The organism is Falsiroseomonas sp. RANM36 (assembly GCF_056682175.1).
This window is the reverse complement of record NZ_JBWXTD010000003.1, coordinates 1,188,466-1,205,064: the sequence shown is the minus strand read 5'-3', so window position 1 is coordinate 1,205,064 and position 16,599 is coordinate 1,188,466. Positions and strand designations below refer to the sequence as shown.

Annotated in this window: 16 protein-coding genes and 2 pseudogenes; 6 read left to right on the top strand and 12 right to left on the bottom strand. The window is 71.3% G+C overall.

Annotated features, from left to right (window positions below; genetic code table 11):
• Positions 1-155: 155 nt before the first annotated feature.
• The 4 genes and pseudogenes from AC1MIR_RS10675 to AC1MIR_RS10660 form a co-directional block, all read right to left on the bottom strand.
• Positions 156-770 carry a PEP-CTERM sorting domain-containing protein gene (locus tag AC1MIR_RS10675; protein ID WP_480028141.1) on the bottom strand — a complete coding sequence of 205 codons (615 nt, stop codon included), beginning with the start codon at positions 768-770 and terminating at the stop codon, positions 156-158.
• A gap of 503 nt (positions 771-1,273) precedes the next feature.
• Positions 1,274-1,645: an HAD hydrolase-like protein gene (locus AC1MIR_RS10670; protein WP_480028140.1), complete on the bottom strand. Its 372-nt coding sequence runs from the start codon at positions 1,643-1,645 to the stop codon at positions 1,274-1,276.
• Between the two features lie 76 nt (positions 1,646-1,721).
• A pseudogene (locus AC1MIR_RS10665) lies at positions 1,722-2,258 on the bottom strand (TIGR01459 family HAD-type hydrolase); the annotation flags it as partial.
• The gene (locus tag AC1MIR_RS10660) at positions 2,255-3,319 is read right to left on the bottom strand and encodes a quinone-dependent dihydroorotate dehydrogenase (protein ID WP_480028139.1); all 1,065 of its coding nucleotides are present in this window, start codon (positions 3,317-3,319) and stop codon (positions 2,255-2,257) included. The gene AC1MIR_RS10660 and the pseudogene AC1MIR_RS10665, both read right to left, overlap by 4 nt.
• 97 nt (positions 3,320-3,416) lie before the next feature.
• On the opposite strand from AC1MIR_RS10660, the gene AC1MIR_RS10655 reads away from it, so the two are divergent.
• Together AC1MIR_RS10655 and AC1MIR_RS10650 are read left to right on the top strand one after the other, a co-directional pair.
• Positions 3,417-4,271, top strand: coding sequence for a DMT family transporter (locus AC1MIR_RS10655; RefSeq protein ID WP_480028138.1), 855 nt, complete (start codon positions 3,417-3,419; stop codon positions 4,269-4,271).
• Positions 4,272-4,328: 57 nt separating this feature from the next.
• Positions 4,329-4,619 carry a DUF1330 domain-containing protein gene (locus AC1MIR_RS10650; protein ID WP_480028137.1) on the top strand — a complete coding sequence of 97 codons (291 nt, stop codon included), beginning with the start codon at positions 4,329-4,331 and terminating at the stop codon, positions 4,617-4,619.
• A 10-nt stretch (positions 4,620-4,629) separates the two neighbouring features.
• Here AC1MIR_RS10650 and AC1MIR_RS10645 read toward each other — a convergent pair whose 3' ends face one another.
• From AC1MIR_RS10645 to AC1MIR_RS10635, 3 genes are read right to left on the bottom strand one after another with little or no spacing between them, the layout of a single operon-like run.
• Complete coding sequence (locus AC1MIR_RS10645; RefSeq protein ID WP_480028136.1) at positions 4,630-4,986, bottom strand: DUF952 domain-containing protein; 357 nt, start codon at positions 4,984-4,986, stop codon at positions 4,630-4,632.
• 11 nt (positions 4,987-4,997) lie between these two features.
• On the bottom strand, positions 4,998-5,441 hold the full coding sequence (locus AC1MIR_RS10640) for a cell wall hydrolase (protein ID WP_480028135.1): 444 nt from the start codon (positions 5,439-5,441) through the stop codon (positions 4,998-5,000).
• Complete coding sequence (locus AC1MIR_RS10635; RefSeq protein WP_480028134.1) at positions 5,438-5,812, bottom strand: hypothetical protein; 375 nt, start codon at positions 5,810-5,812, stop codon at positions 5,438-5,440. The genes AC1MIR_RS10640 and AC1MIR_RS10635 overlap by 4 nt, the downstream gene beginning before the upstream one ends.
• 100 nt (positions 5,813-5,912) lie before the next feature.
• On the opposite strand from AC1MIR_RS10635, the gene AC1MIR_RS10630 reads away from it, so the two are divergent.
• On the top strand, positions 5,913-6,137 hold the full coding sequence (locus AC1MIR_RS10630) for a hypothetical protein (RefSeq protein WP_480028133.1): 225 nt from the start codon (positions 5,913-5,915) through the stop codon (positions 6,135-6,137).
• Position 6,138: 1 nt separating this feature from the next.
• Here AC1MIR_RS10630 and terL read toward each other — a convergent pair whose 3' ends face one another.
• The 5 genes and pseudogenes from terL to AC1MIR_RS10605 form a co-directional block, all read right to left on the bottom strand.
• Positions 6,139-7,587: a phage terminase large subunit gene (gene terL, locus AC1MIR_RS10625; protein WP_480028132.1), complete on the bottom strand. Its 1,449-nt coding sequence runs from the start codon at positions 7,585-7,587 to the stop codon at positions 6,139-6,141.
• Positions 7,584-7,877 carry a hypothetical protein gene (locus AC1MIR_RS10620; protein ID WP_480028131.1) on the bottom strand — a complete coding sequence of 98 codons (294 nt, stop codon included), beginning with the start codon at positions 7,875-7,877 and terminating at the stop codon, positions 7,584-7,586. Before AC1MIR_RS10620 ends, terL begins: the two co-directional genes overlap by 4 nt.
• Positions 7,874-10,153: a phage tail fiber protein gene (locus AC1MIR_RS10615; protein ID WP_480028130.1), complete on the bottom strand. Its 2,280-nt coding sequence runs from the start codon at positions 10,151-10,153 to the stop codon at positions 7,874-7,876. The genes AC1MIR_RS10620 and AC1MIR_RS10615 overlap by 4 nt, the downstream gene beginning before the upstream one ends.
• 124 nt (positions 10,154-10,277) lie before the next feature.
• Positions 10,278-10,586: pseudogene (locus AC1MIR_RS10610) on the bottom strand (ATP-binding cassette domain-containing protein); the annotation flags it as partial.
• Complete coding sequence (locus AC1MIR_RS10605) at positions 10,586-11,920, bottom strand: efflux RND transporter periplasmic adaptor subunit (RefSeq protein ID WP_480028129.1); 1,335 nt, start codon at positions 11,918-11,920, stop codon at positions 10,586-10,588. The gene AC1MIR_RS10605 and the pseudogene AC1MIR_RS10610, both read right to left, overlap by 1 nt.
• Positions 11,921-12,068: 148 nt before the next feature.
• Between AC1MIR_RS10605 and clpX the strand changes: the two genes are divergently transcribed.
• The 3 genes from clpX (at position 12,069) to AC1MIR_RS10590 (ending at position 16,494) form a co-directional block, all read left to right on the top strand.
• Complete coding sequence (clpX, locus tag AC1MIR_RS10600; RefSeq protein WP_480028128.1) at positions 12,069-13,325, top strand: ATP-dependent Clp protease ATP-binding subunit ClpX; 1,257 nt, start codon at positions 12,069-12,071, stop codon at positions 13,323-13,325.
• 190 nt (positions 13,326-13,515) lie between these two features.
• Positions 13,516-15,942, top strand: a complete 2,427-nt coding sequence (gene lon, locus AC1MIR_RS10595) for an endopeptidase La (protein ID WP_480028127.1) — start codon at positions 13,516-13,518, stop codon at positions 15,940-15,942.
• 279 nt (positions 15,943-16,221) lie between these two features.
• Positions 16,222-16,494: an HU family DNA-binding protein gene (locus tag AC1MIR_RS10590; RefSeq protein ID WP_480028126.1), complete on the top strand. Its 273-nt coding sequence runs from the start codon at positions 16,222-16,224 to the stop codon at positions 16,492-16,494.
• Positions 16,495-16,599 lie beyond the last annotated feature (105 nt).

The following is a 16,599-nucleotide window of genomic DNA, read 5'->3' as shown; positions in this document are numbered from 1 at the left end:
CAGGGCGATCTCTACGCCGATGGCGCGGCGCGGGCGGGGCCGGGCTTCGCCGACGACCTGCAGGCCAACGCCGGGGACAACGTGCTGATCGGGCCGGCGGGCGGCGATCTCCTGGGGGCGGGCGCGCCCGAAGGCCGGCGCGGCCCGAGCCGCGGTCAGGCCTGCGGACGACGCCGGCGGGCGGCCGCGAGGCCGGCGAGGCCGACGAACAGCAGGCCGAGGCTCGCCGGGGCGGGCACGGGCAGGATCAGGCCCTGAAGGACGCCGCCGATGGCGCCGTTGAGCCCGTTGATGTCCTTGTCGCCGAAGATCGCGCCGGTGGCGTAGGGAAACATCACCGTGCCGACCTCATTGCCCATCGTCTCGATCGAGCCGAGGCCGTTGCCGGGATTCACGTCGAAATCGGCGAGGTTCTCGCCGAGGCTGCCGCTCGGCGCGTCGATCAGCTGGCCCATCCACTTGCTCAGGGTGAAGCCGTTCTTCCCGTAGACCTCGAAGAAGATCGCGAGGTCGTCGCCGGCGGGCACCAGCGGCTCGCCGGTCGTCGCGTTCCGGATGAGGAAGGCGTTCTGCTGGAAGGGAACGACCTCGATCTCGACATTGCAGTCGAGCTTGCAGGTCGCGTCCACGATGAAGAACTCCAGGTTCCCGGAGTTCGAGAGCACCCCGGCGCTCGAGAAGCTCGGCGCCGCCTGGGCGGCGGGCGCGATGCCGGCGGCAAGCGCCAGGGCGGCAAGCCCGCAGGCGGCATCACGTAAGCGATTCAGCATAACCCATCTCTCCCGTCACAGCTTGCGGCGGCGGCACCGGCCGTCCGGCTCCGCCTGTCTGACGGAGCGGCGGGAGAGCAAGGTTCGTACCACCCTCGCATCGTCCTGTTTTCTATGGCTTTGTCAGGAAACGTCTCGAAGTTTGGGGCTTTCTTGTAAGCTTTTCCGACTCGGATCTGTTTTCGAGACACTTTATATGCGAAATGCTGCGGACAAGAATGAAATTAGAGACATTTTGCTCGTATTGAAATGATCTTGCTCTTTGCGAAAATTCTCGCGGCTTCGTAATGATTGTGCCTTATATGCGATGCAATTTCTGGTGGTTCCGAGGGGCCGTCGATTCCCCATCTGCGCGATCGTGCCGGATGGGAGGCGCGCCGAGCGCGCTTGGCCTCGGGGTGAGCGCGGCACAGGCGTGGCGTCCTGTCGGAATTCCTTACAGCCTTGCACTAAAGGCAGTTGGCCGGCGGATGCCGACACGTCGTGGCCTGCCGCCCCGGATCCTACCAGCGCAGCCCGGACAGCGCCGCGACCGGCGCGACGCCTTCCTGCGCCGCGACCGCCGCCAGGCGGGCCGGATCGGGCGCCTCGCCATGCGCATGCGCAGCCAGCCCGGTCAGCGCCCAGACCGCGTCCAGCCCCGCCGCCTGCGCGCCGGCGAGGTCGGTGTGCGGGCTGTCGCCGATCGCCACCACGCGCGACCGGTCGGCGATTCCGAGCGCCTCCAGCACCGGCGCATAGACCGCGGGATCGGGCTTGCCGATCTCCCGCGCCGCCGGGCCGCCGAGCGCGACATAGAGATCGGCCAGCGCGCCGGCGCAGATCACGCGCTGCTCGCCCACCATCACGAAGCGGTCGGGGTTGACGCAGAGCATCGGCAGGCGCCGCGCGGCGCCGGCGGGCCGCAACGGCCGGGGCGGCGCGCCCCCGCCCAGGCCGCGCGCCGGCGCAGTGCCCGCGCTGCGCGCCCACCATCCCGCCGCGGGCGGGGTTGACGCAGAGCTGCGGCCGGCGCCGCGCGGCGCAGGCTTCCAGCATCGGCCGGTACGGCTCGACCGCGCCATTGCCGCGCTCCGGGTCGGGGCCGGTGTTCAGCACCCAATCGGCCGCCGCGGCATCGGCGACCAGCGTGATGTCGAGCCCCTCGACGGTCGAGAGGTCGCGCTCCGGCCCGATATGCAGCGCGTGGCCGCCATAGCCGAGCGCGTGACGGTCCCGCAGCGCGCGCCAGGCGAGCTCGCCGCTGGTGATCGTGGCATCCCACAGGCCGCGGTCCAGCCCCATGCCGGTCAGCAGCGCATCCACGACATGCGACCGCCGCGGCGCGTTGGACAGCAGCGCGACGCGCTTGCCGCACGCCTTCAGCGCCGCGAAGGCCTCGGCCACGCCGGGATAGGGCCGGCGCCCATCATGCACGACGCCCCAGATGTCGAGGACGAAGCCGTCATAGCGCTCCGCCAGCGGCGCGATGCCGTCGAGCAGCCTCATGCGATGTCCGCCCCCACGATGTCGCCGACGCTGCGCACGCCGTCGCGCCGCAGCAGCGCGGCCAGCTCCCGCTTGATGCGCGGGATCAGCGCCGGTCCTTCATACGCGAAGGCGGCATAGAGCTGCACCAGCGACGCGCCGGCCCGCAGCTTCTGCAAGGCGTCGGCGCCGGAGCCGACGCCGCCGCAGCCGATCAGCGTCAGGCCGCGCCCCTTCGCCAGTTGCGCCACGCGCCGCAGCAGCTCGGTGGAGGCGGCGCGCAGCGGCGGGCCGGAAAGCCCGCCCGCCTGGCCGCGATGCGCACTGCGCAGCCCAGGCCGCGTTATGGTGGTGTTGGAGACGATCAGGCCCTGCATGCCGTGCTGAACGACGGCGGCGACGATCGGCTCCACCGCGCCGGGCGCGAGGTCGGGCGCGATCTTCACCAGGATCGGCGGCTTTCCGCCCTTCAGCCGCGCGCGCGTCTCGGCCAGCGCGGCGAGGATGTCGGACAGCTGCTGCTCGCCCTGCAAGTCGCGCAGGCCGGGCGTGTTGGGGGAGGAGACGTTCACCGCGACATAGCCGGCCAGCGGCGCCACCGCCTCGTACAACGCGGGATAGTCGCGCAGCGGCGCGGCCCCTTCCTTGTTGATGGCGATGTTCACGCCGAGCACGGCGGGCGCGGGCCGGGGCAGGGCGGCGATGCGGGCGCGGAAGGCGGCGAGGCCGGCATTGTTCATGCCCATGCGGTTGATCACCGCGCGATCCTCGACCAGGCGGAACAGCCGCGGCTTCGGGTTGCCGATCTGCGGCTTCGGCGTGACGGACCCGGCCTCGACGAAGCCGAAGCCGAGGCGCATCAGCGGCGCGACGGCGACCGCCGACTTGTCGAAGCCCGCGGCGAGGCCGATCGGGTTGCGGAAATCGAGGCCGAGCGCGTGCGTCGCCAGGATCGGGTCGTCGGGCGAGGTGTCGCGCCCGGCGAGCCCGAAGCGCAGCGCGCGCAGCGCGATGTCATGCGCGCGTTCGGGGTCCATGCCGCGCATCAGCGGCATGAGGACGGAGGCGAGTTTCGGGGTCATGGCCGGGCGCGCTTGTGCCCTGCGCCGGCCGCGAAGGGAAGCCGCATTGACCGCCGGCCGCCACGGCCCCACTCAGCCGGCATCGCGGGAGGGTAGGTTGCGCGGGCCGGCGTATATGCTGCTGGGGATCGGCCTGTTCGGCCTGCTGGACGCGATCAGCAAGCTGCTCTCGGCCGATCACGCCGTCTGGCAGGTGCTGCTGGTGCGCTTCGCGACGATGCTGGCGGCGCTCCTGGCCATCCGGGCCATCCGGCCGGGCTGGGGCGGTGCGCTCTCCACGCGCCGGCCGGGCATCCACCTGCTGCGCGCCTGCGCCATGCTCGGCAGCGCGGCCTTCTTCTTCCTGACCTTCAGCCTGCTGCCGCTGGTGGAGGGCTACCTGGTGTTCTTCACCGCGCCCTTCTTCGTGCTGGGGCTGGCGGCGCTGATCCTGAAAGAGCGGCCGCGCCCGGCCGCCTGGGGCTGGGTGGTGCTGGGCTTCGCGGGGGTGGCCATCGGCCTGGCGCCCGGGCTTGCCGCCGCCACCGGCGGCTCGGCGATGGGCTTCGTCTGGGCGATCTGCGGCACGCTCTGCTACTCGCTGGTCTTCGTGCTGAACCGCTCGCTGCGGCAGGAAGCGGGGCTGGCGCGGGTGGTGCTGTGGCCGGCGCTGCTCGGCTTCCTGGTGATGCTCGGCCCCGGCATCGCCACCTGGCGCACGCCGGATACGCTGGCGCTGGTCCTGATGATCGCGAACGGGCTGATCGTCGGCGCCGCGACCGCCGCGCTGGCCGAGGCCTTTCGGCACGCCTCCGCCTCACGCCTCGCGCCCTATGGCTATTCGGGGCTGGTGTGGAGCGTGGCCTTCGACCTGGCGTTGTGGGGACACCTGCCCGGCTGGCCGATGCTGGTGGGCGCGGTGATCGTGGTGCTGGCCTGCGTGATGAGCGAGCGCAGCGCGACGCGCGCGTGATAGGGTGGCCGGCCGCGCCGTCACGCGACGGCGCCGCGGCCAGGGAAGGATGCCGGCGTGAAGGCCTATCTCATCGCCACCGAGACCGTCACCGACGAGGCGGTCTTCGCCGAATACCGCAAGGGGGTGATGCCGACGCTCGCGCCCTTCGGCGGCAGCTTCGTCGTGCGCGGGGGCGCGTTGACGGTGCTGGAGGGGGAATGGCCGCATCCGCGGCTGGTGATCATCGAATTCCCCTCGCGCGAGGCGGCGGAAGCCTGGTACCGGTCCGACGCCTACCAGGCGGTGATCGGGCTGCGGCAGCGCAGTTCCATCGCCAACCTCGTCATCGTGGACGGGCCGGCCTGAGAATGCCGGCTCACGCGAATCCCGCCGGGAAGTCGTGCGTGCCGTCCTCGCGCAGCGGCAGCGGCACGGCGCTGAGCACGGCCGACAGCGGCAGAGGCCCGTAGAGATGCGGGAACAGGCCCGGCCGCTTGCCGCCGCTGGCCGCTTCCCATTTCAGCGCATCGCCGAGCCGCGCCGCATCGGCCTCGATCAGCCAGAGATCGGGCTCGCCGCGCCGATGCTTTCGGGCGCTCTCCTGCACCTGGGCGGCGGTGGAGAAGTGCAGGAAGCCGTCGCGCGCATCGTCGGCGCTGCCGGCATAGGCGCCCACGCGTTCCGCTTCCCGCCAGTCGGCGCCCCGGACAAGGGTGTAGATGACGTGTTCCATGCGGCGCGGAATCACCCGATCAGGCGATAGAACACAAGCCCGCCCAGCGTCGCGGTCGGCGTGACGCCCAACGCCCAGCGCGGCAGCACGCTGTCCTCGTGGTAGTGCGTGGCGCCCGCGGTGGGGTCCGGCAGCGCGCCGGCCAGGGCACGCGCCGCGATGCGGCTGCAGGCGCCGAGTTCCGCACGCGGCGGCAACTCGGACAGCGCCTGGTGGCGCGGATGGCCGGGATGCCAGCAGGCGAACTGGAAGGGCGCGCGACACACGCCCACCACGCCCTGCCCGAGATGCACAGGCCCGTCCGGCTCCGAGGCCAGGCGCACCCGCGTCATCACCACGCTGGCCACGGCTTCCATCGCCCGCACGGGGCGCCCCGCGGCTTCTCCCCAGAGGGTCAGCGCCAGCACCTCCGCCGGGCCGGCGACGCGCGGCGCCTGGGCGAGAAGGGCGCTCATGCCTCATGCTCCTTCGCGCGCAGGCCGAAGCCGATGCTGCGCGGCGGCAGCGACTGGCCGGAGACCGCGGCGGCGGCGGTCGCGGCGCGGCTCACCTCGTCGAGCTTCGCCTCCAGCCGGCCGAGCTGCTGCGTCAGGCGATGATCCAGGTCGCGGATCAGCGTCAGCGGCACATAGGTGCGCGCGACCTCCAGCTTGAAGGCGGCGAGATCGTCACGGTCCGAGCGCGGCGGCGGCGCCTGCACGACAGGCGGCAGGTCGTTGCGCGCCGCCAGGTCGCGGCGCAGCAGCAGCACGATCCACAGCAGGGCGAGCACCAGCGGCGTGTCCGCCAGCGCCGCCACCAGGGAGGGCGGCAGGTCTGGAAGCATCTCTTGTCACTCCTTGCGCTTCGGGCGGTGGGCTTTGCGCGACTTGAAGCGGCGCCGCCGCGGCCCCACCCTTGCGGGACCACGACGCGACACCGGGACCATGTGGAACGAGCCCTATCTCGAGACCTGCTGCCGATCGGCGCTGCACCGGCTGACGCTGGTGGGGGCGATCGGCCGGCCCGACGGGCAGAAGGATGGGCCCTGCCTGGAACGCCTGCAGAGCCTGGGCTTCGCGCGGCTGCGCAGCGATGGCCGCTTCGAGATCACGGAGACCGGCACCACGCGGCACGGCACGGAAATCATGCGGCGGAAGTCGGCAGCCTAGCCTAGGCGCCGCGCCAGTTCGGGCCCGCGCCGCGCGGCGGCAGCAGCGGCAGGCGCACCGGCTCGGCCAGCAGGCAGCCGGCCAGCGCATCCAGCGCATCGTCGCGCGCATTCGGCGTTTCGGGCCGCCAGGCCGCCATCTCCTGCGGGAAGCGCGTGCGGAAGACGCTCTCATGCGCGGAGAGGCGGCGCGCGGCGAGCACCGGGTCCAGCGCGCCGAGGATGCGCTGCACCTTCGGCACGCGGCTCGCCATCTCCACCACAGCGCAGGACAGGCCCGCGCGGGAAAATTCCTGGCGGAGCAGGCCGGGCAGGAAGCCGCCGATGCCATTGGTCTCGACGCGCATCACCGGCAGCAGCAGCTCCTGCGCGATGGCGGCGACCGCGCGGCATTGCTGCGTCGCGGGGTCCGCCGACACGCCCGGGTCATGCGTGACATAGGCGATGCGATGCAGGTAGCTGCGGCCTTCCGCATCGGCATAGGTCGCGGCGACCACGCTGGAATCGCCACGGCCCGGACGGCCGAAGGCGGGATCCCACCAGCCGCCGCCCGAGACCAGCCGCGTGCCCATCAGCGTCAGCACGCCGCGCCCGTTCGCTTCGCGGTATTCCGGCTCCGCCGCGTAGCGCGCGATCAGCGCGGGATCGAGCCGCGCCGCCTCCTCCGCCACCGGCTGCAGCAGCATCTGGCGGCGGAAGGCCAGCGGCCCGACGCGATCGCGCAGCTTCGCCACTGCCTCTTCCGGGAAGCGTTCCGGCCAGGCGCCGCGGCCCTCGGCATCGAGCAGCGGCAGGACGAGGCGCCGATACCCCGCGAGGAAGCCCTCCGCGCCCTCGGCGTAGAGGCTCTCGGCGCAGTGCGGCGTGCCGACGAAGAGCAGCGTGCCGCCGGGCACGAGCACGAACTCCGTCTCCGTCAGGCGCTCGCGCAGCTCCTCGCGCTTGGCCGGCGTGTCGCAATTGCCGGCGACCTCGACATCGTCGCAGACGATCAGCTCGGCGCGCGCGCCGGTGATGTTGCCGCCGATGCCCGCCGCCATCATGGAGGCATCGCGCAGCACCGCATCGCGCGCCACGGTGAAGCGATCCGCCGCCCAGCCGCCCTCGCCCGCCTCCGGCAGCAGCGCGCCGCAGAGCGGATGGCGCGCCAGGATGCGCCGCACGGTCGAGACCATGCGCGTCGCCAGCGCGTGGTCGGCGGCCAGCACCAGGATGCGCAGGTCGGGGTTGCGATAGAGCTGCCAGGCGCAGAACAGGCCGACCAGGGTGGACTTGCCCGCGCCGCGGAAGGCCATCAGCAGCAGCCGGCGATCGCCCGCCTTCAGCGCATCCTCGAGCCAGCGCAGGACGCGGCGGTGCAGCGTCGGCGTCCGCAGTCGCGCGCGCTGGTTCCAGAGCCAGGCGAATTCGAGAAGGTCGGCAGGCGCATGGGGGGCCGATGGGATGATCACGTTTTGTTCTCATCCGCGACGCCGCGACGCGCCGCCGCGATGAGCTGCTGGATGGTGTGCTCGCCCGGGCCATCCGGCGCATCCAGCGCGCCGGCATGGGTGGCGAGCTGCACCAGATGTTCCAGCGCGTCGCGCGCGGCGGCGTTGCGCGCGATGAAGCGCTTCGGGTCCTCGGTCGCGGTGTCGGAGACGAAGCCGACATAGTCGGCCTCCAGCTTGCCGCGCGCGGCGTCGAACAGGTCCTTCGCGATGGCGGCGGTGGGCGTGGCGGTCTTGCGGGGGCGCTTCATGCCTTCACCACGCGCACGCGCACCGTGCCGGGGTTCAGGTCCACGGCGCCGCCCGTGCGGTTCCACACCGCGACCGTCACCGTGTCCTGCGCGCTGACCTGCGCGATGAAGGGCAGGATGGTGGAGACGCTGTAGGAGGCCTGCGCGAAGTCGCCGGCCCGCGCGCCGGGCACGGTCACGTTGACCTGCGCCGTGCCGCCGGCCGCGACGGAGGGCGGATCCCACGCCGCTTCCGCCAGGAGTTCCCGCGCGCCATGCCGCAGATCCGGCAGGCCATACAGCACCGCCGGCGCGTGGCGCGGATCGCAGGCGAGGCGCATCGCGCGCACCTCGTAGTCGGCGCCGATGCGCGCCACGCCGATCACGGCGAAGCCGACCGCGGCGGAGAGCTTCACCGCCTGCAGGCGCGTCAGCGTCGCGTCCTCCATGTCCGCGGCCCCCTGCCACCAGCGCGCGGTCGGGTTCCACACCACGGATTGCCCCGAAGCGAGCACGGCCTGGCCCGCCGCATCGGTCAGCAGGTTCATGTTCGCGTCGAAGGTCATCACCATCAGCCGCGGCGTGTCGGCATCGAGCGCGAGCGCGAAATCCTTGCATCGCCGTGCATCCACCACAAAGCCCAGCGCGCGGCCGCCACCAAGCACCGCGCCGCGATTGGTCAGCGTGATGTTGTCGAGGCCAGGGAAGACGAAATCCGCCAGCACGGCGGGGCTGCCCGACACGTTGGAGGACAGCACCGCCAGCTTCTCGAAGCCGGTTTCGGTCGCGTTCCAGCGGATGGCGGCGGCGCGCAGGCCGGGAACGGAGGCGAGCTCGCGCCGTGCCTCCACATGCGGCGCCGCCTGGTGCAGCGTGCGCACCGCGCCGCCGAGGCGTGTCGCGCCGGCGGCGTGCTCGATCTCCACCTGGTAGCCCTGGCTGGCCCAGGCGACCTCGTAGAGATGGTCCTGCGCGCCGGCGGTGTGGCGGGCGACGTAGGGGGAGCAGCCTTCCATGCGGATCGCGCGCGCCACGATGGCACGACTGTTCACCTGGCAAAGGAACGGAATGCCCGCGATCGGCCGGCCTTCCGCCTGCAGCTCGAAATTCGGCCCGTCGAACAGGTGGCGGTTGTGCGCGACATAGGCGCCCGGCGCGGCGGAAAGCCGGATGCCGAAGCGGTCCTTCGTGGTGTTGACCGTGCTGCCGATGGCGAAGTGCCCACCATAGTACCGCACGGATGTGTTCCAGGCGCCCGCCGTCAGCGTGTGGATGTCGAGACCGATGCCGTTGTTCACGATGCGGCCGAGATACAGCGTGGTGTCCTCGAAGCCGCGGCCGTCGCCGACGGTGCGGATGCCGATGGTGAAGCCGTTGACCTCGCGGATCTCCACCACGCTTGCATCGAGGTTGCGCAGCACCAGCCCGATCTCGTTCTCGTCCGCCCAGGGGCCGACGCCGGCGCGCAGCACGGTCAGGCCGGTGAGGATCTTGTTGGCGTTGCGCGCCGTGCCGCCATCGCCGATGGTCAGCGCCGCCTGGTTCGCGGGGCCGGCATAGACGATCGCGCCGCGCATGATCAGGCCGGCAGCGGCACCGGGCAGCACCAGCGGCTGCGTCGTGCGGTGGCTGCCCTCGCCGATCAGCAGCGTCTTGCCCGCCGCCGCGGCGGCGTTCATCGCGGCCTGCAGCGCGGGGCCATCATCCGTCACGCCGTTGCCGCTGGCGCCGAAGTCGCGCGCGGACAGCCGCTCGCCGAGCTTGTCTTCCGCCGTGCGCGGGATGGCGCCCGGATAGGGCGCCGTCAGCAGGCCGGAATCGCGCGGGAAGATCGCCGCGTCGCCATTCGAATCGAAGCCCAGCAGCCGGTTCGCGCGGGCGGGGCGCAGCGGCAGCGTCAGCTGCCCGCCGATCTCGGACGGGTCCTGCCGCAGGGCGGAGCCGATCTCGTCGCGCTGTTCCTGCAGCACGGCGATCAGCCGGTCCAGCTCGTCGTTCAGCGTGCGGGCGCGCAGCAGGCCGTTGTCCTGGAAGTCCGTGTTGCGCTCCACGCGCACGCGGCGGCGCAGCGTGACGGTCTCGCCGATGCCTGGCGGCGCGACGAGCGTCGCGGTGCCGCCCTCGCTCTGCCCGGCGCCCGTGACGCTGTAGCCGCCGTTCAGCGCCACGGCGCCGACGCGGATCTCCAGGTCGTCGGCGGCGAAGATCGGGAAGGGGAAGTCGAAATCGGTGCGGGCGCCGTCGCCGACATACTGCACGCGCGGCGCAACGTCGCCGATGCGGATGTGCTCGGCCATGGGCCAGGAACTCCTGAATCAGGGGGTGAAGGGGGCGCCGCCCCCTCGGGGCCCCGGGGGGGGGGGGGGGGGGGGGGCGCCCCACGCCGCGATAGATCATCGGCAGCTCGACATTGCCGAGCGCATCCACCCGGGGCAGCAGGTTGAAGGACTGGAAGATGAATCCCAGCCGGCGGGAGCGCAGCGCCGCCAGCCGGTCCGCCGAAAGCACCGCGGTGTCCTCCCCCATCAGCCGGTAGCGCCCGCGCGTCGGGCGATCGAGGCAGCCGATCAGGTTCAGGAAGGTGGACTTGCCCGAGCCCGAGGGGCCCATCGCCGCGACGAAGGCGCCGGGCTCGACCGCCACCGAGACATCCTGCAGCGCCGCCACCACCCCCTCGCCGGCCGGGTAGTGGCGGGTCAGGGCCTCGGTCTCGATCAGCGCCCCGATCATCAGAAGCCCCTGAGCGCGCTGCCGGCGCCGGCGCGTGCCGTGGCGCGCTCCGTGCCGATCACCACCTGCGCGCCTTCCTCGAGGCCGCTCACGATCTCGGTCACGCTGCCATCCGTCAGCCCGCTGCGCACCGGCACGGAGCGCGGCGCGCCGGTGGCCTCGTCCAGCACCCAGACGGTGCCCGGCGTGCCGCGGCCCTGCCCGCCGCCGCGCGCGGAAGCGAGGCGGGCGCGCTGCTCGCCGGTCAGCACGCCGTTGAAGCGCGCGATCAGCCGTCGGCGTGCCGCCTGCGACTGCACGCGGCGCGCATCGCCATCCTGCGGCAAGGAGGCCATCCGCTCGCGGAACTCGGCCTCGGCAGCGGCGATCTCGGCGCGCTGGGCCGGTGTCAGGTCCTCGAGCTCGCGCAGCGCCTGCTCGATCATGGCGCTGCTGCCCTGCACCTCCGCCCCGCCCTCGGCGCTGCTGCCGGGCGGGCGCCAGCGCAGCGCCGCGTTCGGCACGCGCAGCACGTTCTCCCGCCGGTCGGCGACGATGCGCATGTTGGCGGTCATGCCCGGCAGCATCCGCCCGCCGACATTGGGCGCGGCGACGACGACCGTGTAGGTCACCACGTTCTGCACCGTGGTGGGGGAGAGGCGGATCTCCTTCACCCGCCCCTGAAGGGGGAAGGCGGGATGCGCTGCGACCGTGAAGGTCACCTCCTGCCCGGCGCGAATGCGGCCGATGTCGCTCTCGTCCACCGTGGCCCAGACCTCCATCTCGTCCAGGCTGGCGGCGATCATGAACAGGATGGGCGATTGCAGGCTGGCCGCGACGGTCTGGCCGATGTCGATGTTCCGCGAGATCACCACACCGTCGATCGGCGCGCGTATCGTGGCATTCGCCAGGTCGACCTCCACCTGGCGAAGCTGCGCGGCGCGCTGCGCCTGCGCGGCCTCGGCCGCCGAGACCTGGGCGGCGGAAGTGCGCTGCGCCGCCTCTGCACCCAGCAGCTCGGCCTCCTGCTGGGCGATGGAGGCGCGCGCGGCAGCGGTCTCCGCCCGCAGCCGCTCGGCCAGGAAGCGGGCGCGGGAAAGGTCGCGCTCGGCATTCACGCCGCGTGTGCGCAACTGCTGTGCGCGATCGAGCTCCGCCTCGGCGTCGCGCATCTGCGCCTCGGCGCTGTCCAGCCGGGCACGGGCGGAATCGAGCTGCGCGCGGGCGGAGGCGAGGTCGGCGGCGGATTTGTCCGCATTGGCGCGCGCCACCAGCACCGCCGCGGCGGGGGGGCGGGGGGGGGGGGGGGGGGGGGGCCGGGGGGGGGCGGGGGGGGGGGGGGGGGGGGGCAACACCCCGCCGGCGGTCTCCCACTCCGCACTTTGTAGTGCTTTCCCTGGCCCCGGCCGGGGTCTATGGTTCTATTTGGCCTTCCGCCCGGCCAGGGGCGGGGCAACGTGATGCCGACCCCTCCTGCCGGGGGGTGAGGGCTCTGGAGCGCGCATGACGAAGTCCGGCGACTCGAAGAACACCTTGTACTGCTCGTTCTGCGGCAAGTCGCAGCACGAGGTCCGGAAGCTCATTGCCGGACCCACCGTGTTCATCTGCGACGAATGCGTCGAGCTGTGCATGGACATCATCCGCGAGGAGCACAAGACGCACCTCGTGAAGTCCCGCGACGGCGTGCCGACGCCGAAGGAGATCTGCAAGGTCCTCGACGACTACGTGATCGGGCAGGACCATGCGAAGCGGGTGCTCTCCGTCGCCGTCCACAACCACTACAAGCGCCTGGCGCATAGCGGGAAGTCGGGCGATGTCGAGATCGCCAAGAGCAACATCATGCTCATCGGCCCGACCGGCTCGGGCAAGACGCTGCTCGCGCAGACGCTGGCCCGCATCCTCGACGTGCCCTTCACCATGGCCGACGCGACCACGCTGACCGAGGCCGGCTATGTCGGCGAGGATGTGGAGAACATCATCCTCAAGCTGCTGCAGGCCGCCGACTACAACGTGGAGCGGGCGCAGCGCGGCATCGTCTACATCGACGAGGTCGACAAGATCAGCCGCAAGTCGGACAACCCCTCCATCACCCGCGACGTGAGCGGGGAGGGCGTGCAGCAGGCGCTCTTGAAGATCATGGAGGGCACGGTCGCCAGCGTGCCGCCGCAGGGCGGCCGCAAGCATCCCCAGCAGGAATTCCTGCAGGTGGACACGACCAACATCCTCTTCATCTGCGGCGGCGCCTTCGCCGGCCTCGAGAAGATCATCGGCGCCCGCGGCAAGGGCTCCGGCATGGGCTTCGGCGCCGAGGTCCGCTCGCCCGACGACCGGCGCACAGGCGCCATCCTGCGCGAGGTGGAGCCCGAGGACCTGCTGAAGTTCGGCCTGATCCCCGAGTTCATCGGGCGCCTGCCCGTTGTGGCAACCCTTGAGGATCTCGACGAGAAGGCACTGATCGAGATCCTGACCAAGCCGAAGAACGCCCTGGTCAAGCAGTACCAGCGCCTGTTCGAGATGGAGGGCGCCAAGCTCACCTTCACCGAGGACGCGATGCGCTCGGTCGCCACGCGCGCCATCCAGCGCCGCACCGGCGCCCGCGGCCTGCGCTCCATCATGGAAAGCATCCTGCTCGGCACGATGTTCGACCTGCCCGGGCTCGAGGACGTGGAGGAGGTGGTGGTCAACCGCGAGGTCGCGGAAGGCCGGGCCAGCCCGCTCTTCATCTATGGTGAGCGCAAGGCGGAGCAGTCCTCCGCCTGAGCGGCATGGCCGGTTCCCCGATGCGCCGGGCCGCCGGCCTGCAATCTGCGGCGCGGTGCTTGCGGCAGGGCTGCCGGCGGGCCATCTGCACCGACATACCCGTGGCGCCGGGGCCGTGCCGCGATGGGAGGGGACGATGCATCGGCCCTTCCCGGGCGGCCCCGCGCCGATCGTCCCTAGCGAGGTCCTGATGGCGGATACGCCCGAAACTCCCACCACAGTCAGCCCCGGCGAGCAGCTTCCCGTGCTGCCGCTGCGCGACATCGTGGTGTTCCCGCATATGATCGTCCCGCTCTTCGTCGGGCGCGAGAAATCCGTGCGTGCCCTGGAAGCGGTGATGCGCGACGACAAGCAGATCCTGCTGGTCGCGCAGAAGAACGCCGCCCAGGACGATCCCGGCGTGGACGACCTCTACAAGGTCGGCACCGTCTCCACCGTGCTGCAGCTGCTGAAGCTGCCGGACGGCACGGTGAAGGTGCTGGTCGAAGGCGGCCGCCGCGCGAGGATCTCGGCCTACAAGTCCACCGACCCCTTCTTCGAGGCCTTCGCCGGCCCGATCGAGGAGGAGAAGGTCGGCGAGGGGCGGGAGACCGAGGCGCTGGCGCGCAGCGTGGTCACGCAGTTCGAGAGCTACATCAAGCTCAACAAGAAGATCGCGCCGGAGGTGCTGGTCTCGATCAATCAGATCGACGACGCCTCGAAGCTTGCCGACACGGTCGCCTCCCACCTCAACCTCAAGATCGCCGAGAAGCAGGAGCTGCTGGAGACCTCCGGTGTCGCCCCGCGGCTGGAGCGCGTCTTCGCCCATATGGAGGGCGAGATCGGCGTGCTGCAGGTGGAGAAGCGCATCCGCAACCGCGTGAAGCGGCAGATGGAGAAGACGCAGCGCGAGTACTACCTCAACGAGCAGCTCAAGGCGATCCAGAAGGAGCTGGGCGAGGGCGAGGAAGGCAAGGACGAGGCCGCCGAGCTCGAGGCCAAGATCAAGGCCACAAAGCTGTCGAAGGAAGCGCGCGAGAAGGCGATGGCGGAGCTGAAGAAGCTCAAGACCATGTCGCCGATGAGCGCCGAGGCGACGGTGGTGCGCAACTACCTCGACTGGATGCTCTCCATCCCGTGGAAGAAGAAGACGCGCATCCGCAACGACATCGTCGCGGCGGAGAAGGTGCTCGACGCCGACCACTACGGGCTGGAGAAGGTCAAGGAGCGGATCATCGAGTATCTGGCCGTGCAGTCGCGCAGCCAGAAGATCCGCGGGCCGATCCTGTGCCTGGTCGGGCCGCCCGGCGTCGGCAAGACCTCGCTCGGCAAGTCCATCGCCAAGGCGACGGGGCGCAACTTCGTGCGCATGTCGCTCGGCGGCGTGCGGGACGAGGCCGAGGTGCGCGGCCACCGGCGGACCTATATCGGCTCCATGCCCGGCAAGGTGATCCAGGGCATGAAGAAGGCGAAGAGCTCCAACCCGCTCTTCCTGCTCGACGAGATCGACAAGCTCGGCGCCGACTGGCGGGGCGACCCGTCCGCCGCGCTGCTCGAGGTGCTGGACCCCGAGCAGAACGGCACCTTCAACGACCACTACCTGGAGGTGGACTACGACCTGTCGGACGTGATGTTCATCACGACGGCGAACAGCCTGCGCATGCCGCAGCCGCTGCTCGACCGCATGGAGATCATCCGCATCCCCGGCTACACCGAGGACGAGAAGGTCGAGATCGCCAAGCGCCACCTGCTGCCCAAGGTCTGCGAGGCCAACGGGCTGAAGAAGGGCGAGTGGACGATCAGCGACGACGCGATCCGCGACATGGTGCGCTACCACACGCGCGAGGCGGGCGTGCGCAACCTCGAGCGCGAGCTCGCCGGCATCGCGCGCAAGGCGGTGCGGGAGATCGTCTCGAAGAAGTCCAAGAAGGTCGCCGTCACCGTCAAGAACCTCGAGAAGTTCGCCGGGGTGCGGAAGTTCCGCTACGGCGAGGCCGAGGCGGAGGACATGGTGGGCGTGGTGACGGGCCTCGCCTGGACGGAAGTCGGCGGCGAGATCCTGACCATCGAGAGCGTCATGGTGCCCGGCAAGGGCAATGTGAAGCAGACCGGCAAGCTCGGCGACGTCATGCAGGAGAGCGTCAGCGCGGCGATGAGCTATGTCCGCTCGCGCGCGACGACCTTCGGCCTGAAGCCGACGCTGTTCGAGAAGCGGGACATCCATCTGCACGTGCCGGAAGGCGCGACGCCGAAGGACGGCCCCTCCGCAGGCATCGCGATGGCGACCTCCATCGTCTCGGTGCTGACCGGCATCCCGGTGCGCAAGGATGTCGCCATGACGGGCGAGATCACGCTGCGCGGCCGCGTGCTGCCGATCGGCGGCCTGAAGGAGAAGCTGCTGGCGGCGCTGCGCACCGGCACCACCACGGTCTTCATCCCGAAGGACAACGAGAAGGACCTCGCCGAGATCCCGGACAACGTGAAGAAGGCGTTGACGATCATCCCGGTCAGCCATGTGGACGAGGTGATCAGCAAGGCGCTGGTCCGCGCGCCGGAGCCGATCACCTGGGAGGAGCCGGCCGAGGCGCCGCCCGCAGGCCAGGCGAGCGGCGACGGCAGCACGGTCCGTCCGCACTGAGGCCATCGCCCGTGTGACATGCTGAGGGGGCGTCCGCCGCGAGGCGGGCGCCCCTTTGATTTTCCAAGGGTTTGCCTCGGCTTCCAGCGGGAGGTTCGCGCAACGCGGCCGGTTCTGTGGGCCGAGCGCCGCACCCTGCGCGGAAATGGCGGTTTTCTGCCGCGAATCGAGCACCGCACGTTGACGCTCCGGAAACTGCACGCCTAGTGTCGGTGCAGTGACGGACCGGAGTCGGCCGTCCGGATGCAGGTGACGCAGGGGACCTTAGGGGGGTTCGAGATGAACAAGCAGGATCTTGTCGCGGTGGTCGCGGAAGCGGGCGAACTGTCCAAGGCGAAGGCCGGCGACGTGCTGGACGCGGTGTTCGAGGCGATCACCAAGTCGCTGAAGAAGAAGCAGGAGGTCCGGCTGGTGGGCTTCGGCACCTTCTCGACCTCGAAGCGGAAGGCCGGCAAGGGCCGCAACCCGCGGACCGGCGAGGAGATCAAGATCCCGGCCTCGACCACGGTGCGCTTCAAGGCCGGCAAGGGTCTCAAGGACGCCGTGAACTGAGCTTCCGCCGCGCTTGAGCCGGCAGGGGTCGAGGGGGGCCCCCCGCCCCCGCGGCGCGGGGGGGGTGGGGGGGGGGGGGGGGGGGTGGGGGCGCCGCCCCCCGGC

Bases quoted from the DNA above. Each gene is read 5' to 3' on its own strand.
- AC1MIR_RS10645 (WP_480028136.1), bottom strand. From the start codon at position 4,986: ATGGAACACGTCATCTACACCCTTGTCCGGGGCGCCGACTGGCGGGAA.
- clpX (WP_480028128.1), top strand. From the start codon at position 12,069: ATGACGAAGTCCGGCGACTCGAAGAACACCTTGTACTGCTCGTTCTGC.
- AC1MIR_RS10630 (WP_480028133.1), top strand. From the start codon at position 5,913: ATGTGGAACGAGCCCTATCTCGAGACCTGCTGCCGATCGGCGCTGCAC.
- AC1MIR_RS10660 (WP_480028139.1), bottom strand. From the start codon at position 3,319: ATGACCCCGAAACTCGCCTCCGTCCTCATGCCGCTGATGCGCGGCATG.
- AC1MIR_RS10635 (WP_480028134.1), bottom strand. From the start codon at position 5,812: ATGCTTCCAGACCTGCCGCCCTCCCTGGTGGCGGCGCTGGCGGACACG.
- AC1MIR_RS10615 (WP_480028130.1), bottom strand. From the start codon at position 10,153: ATGGCCGAGCACATCCGCATCGGCGACGTTGCGCCGCGCGTGCAGTAT.
- AC1MIR_RS10640 (WP_480028135.1), bottom strand. From the start codon at position 5,441: ATGAGCGCCCTTCTCGCCCAGGCGCCGCGCGTCGCCGGCCCGGCGGAG.
- AC1MIR_RS10670 (WP_480028140.1), bottom strand. From the start codon at position 1,645: ATGCTCTGCGTCAACCCCGACCGCTTCGTGATGGTGGGCGAGCAGCGC.
- AC1MIR_RS10675 (WP_480028141.1), bottom strand. From the start codon at position 770: ATGCTGAATCGCTTACGTGATGCCGCCTGCGGGCTTGCCGCCCTGGCG.
- lon (WP_480028127.1), top strand. From the start codon at position 13,516: ATGGCGGATACGCCCGAAACTCCCACCACAGTCAGCCCCGGCGAGCAG.
- AC1MIR_RS10590 (WP_480028126.1), top strand. From the start codon at position 16,222: ATGAACAAGCAGGATCTTGTCGCGGTGGTCGCGGAAGCGGGCGAACTG.
- AC1MIR_RS10620 (WP_480028131.1), bottom strand. From the start codon at position 7,877: ATGAAGCGCCCCCGCAAGACCGCCACGCCCACCGCCGCCATCGCGAAG.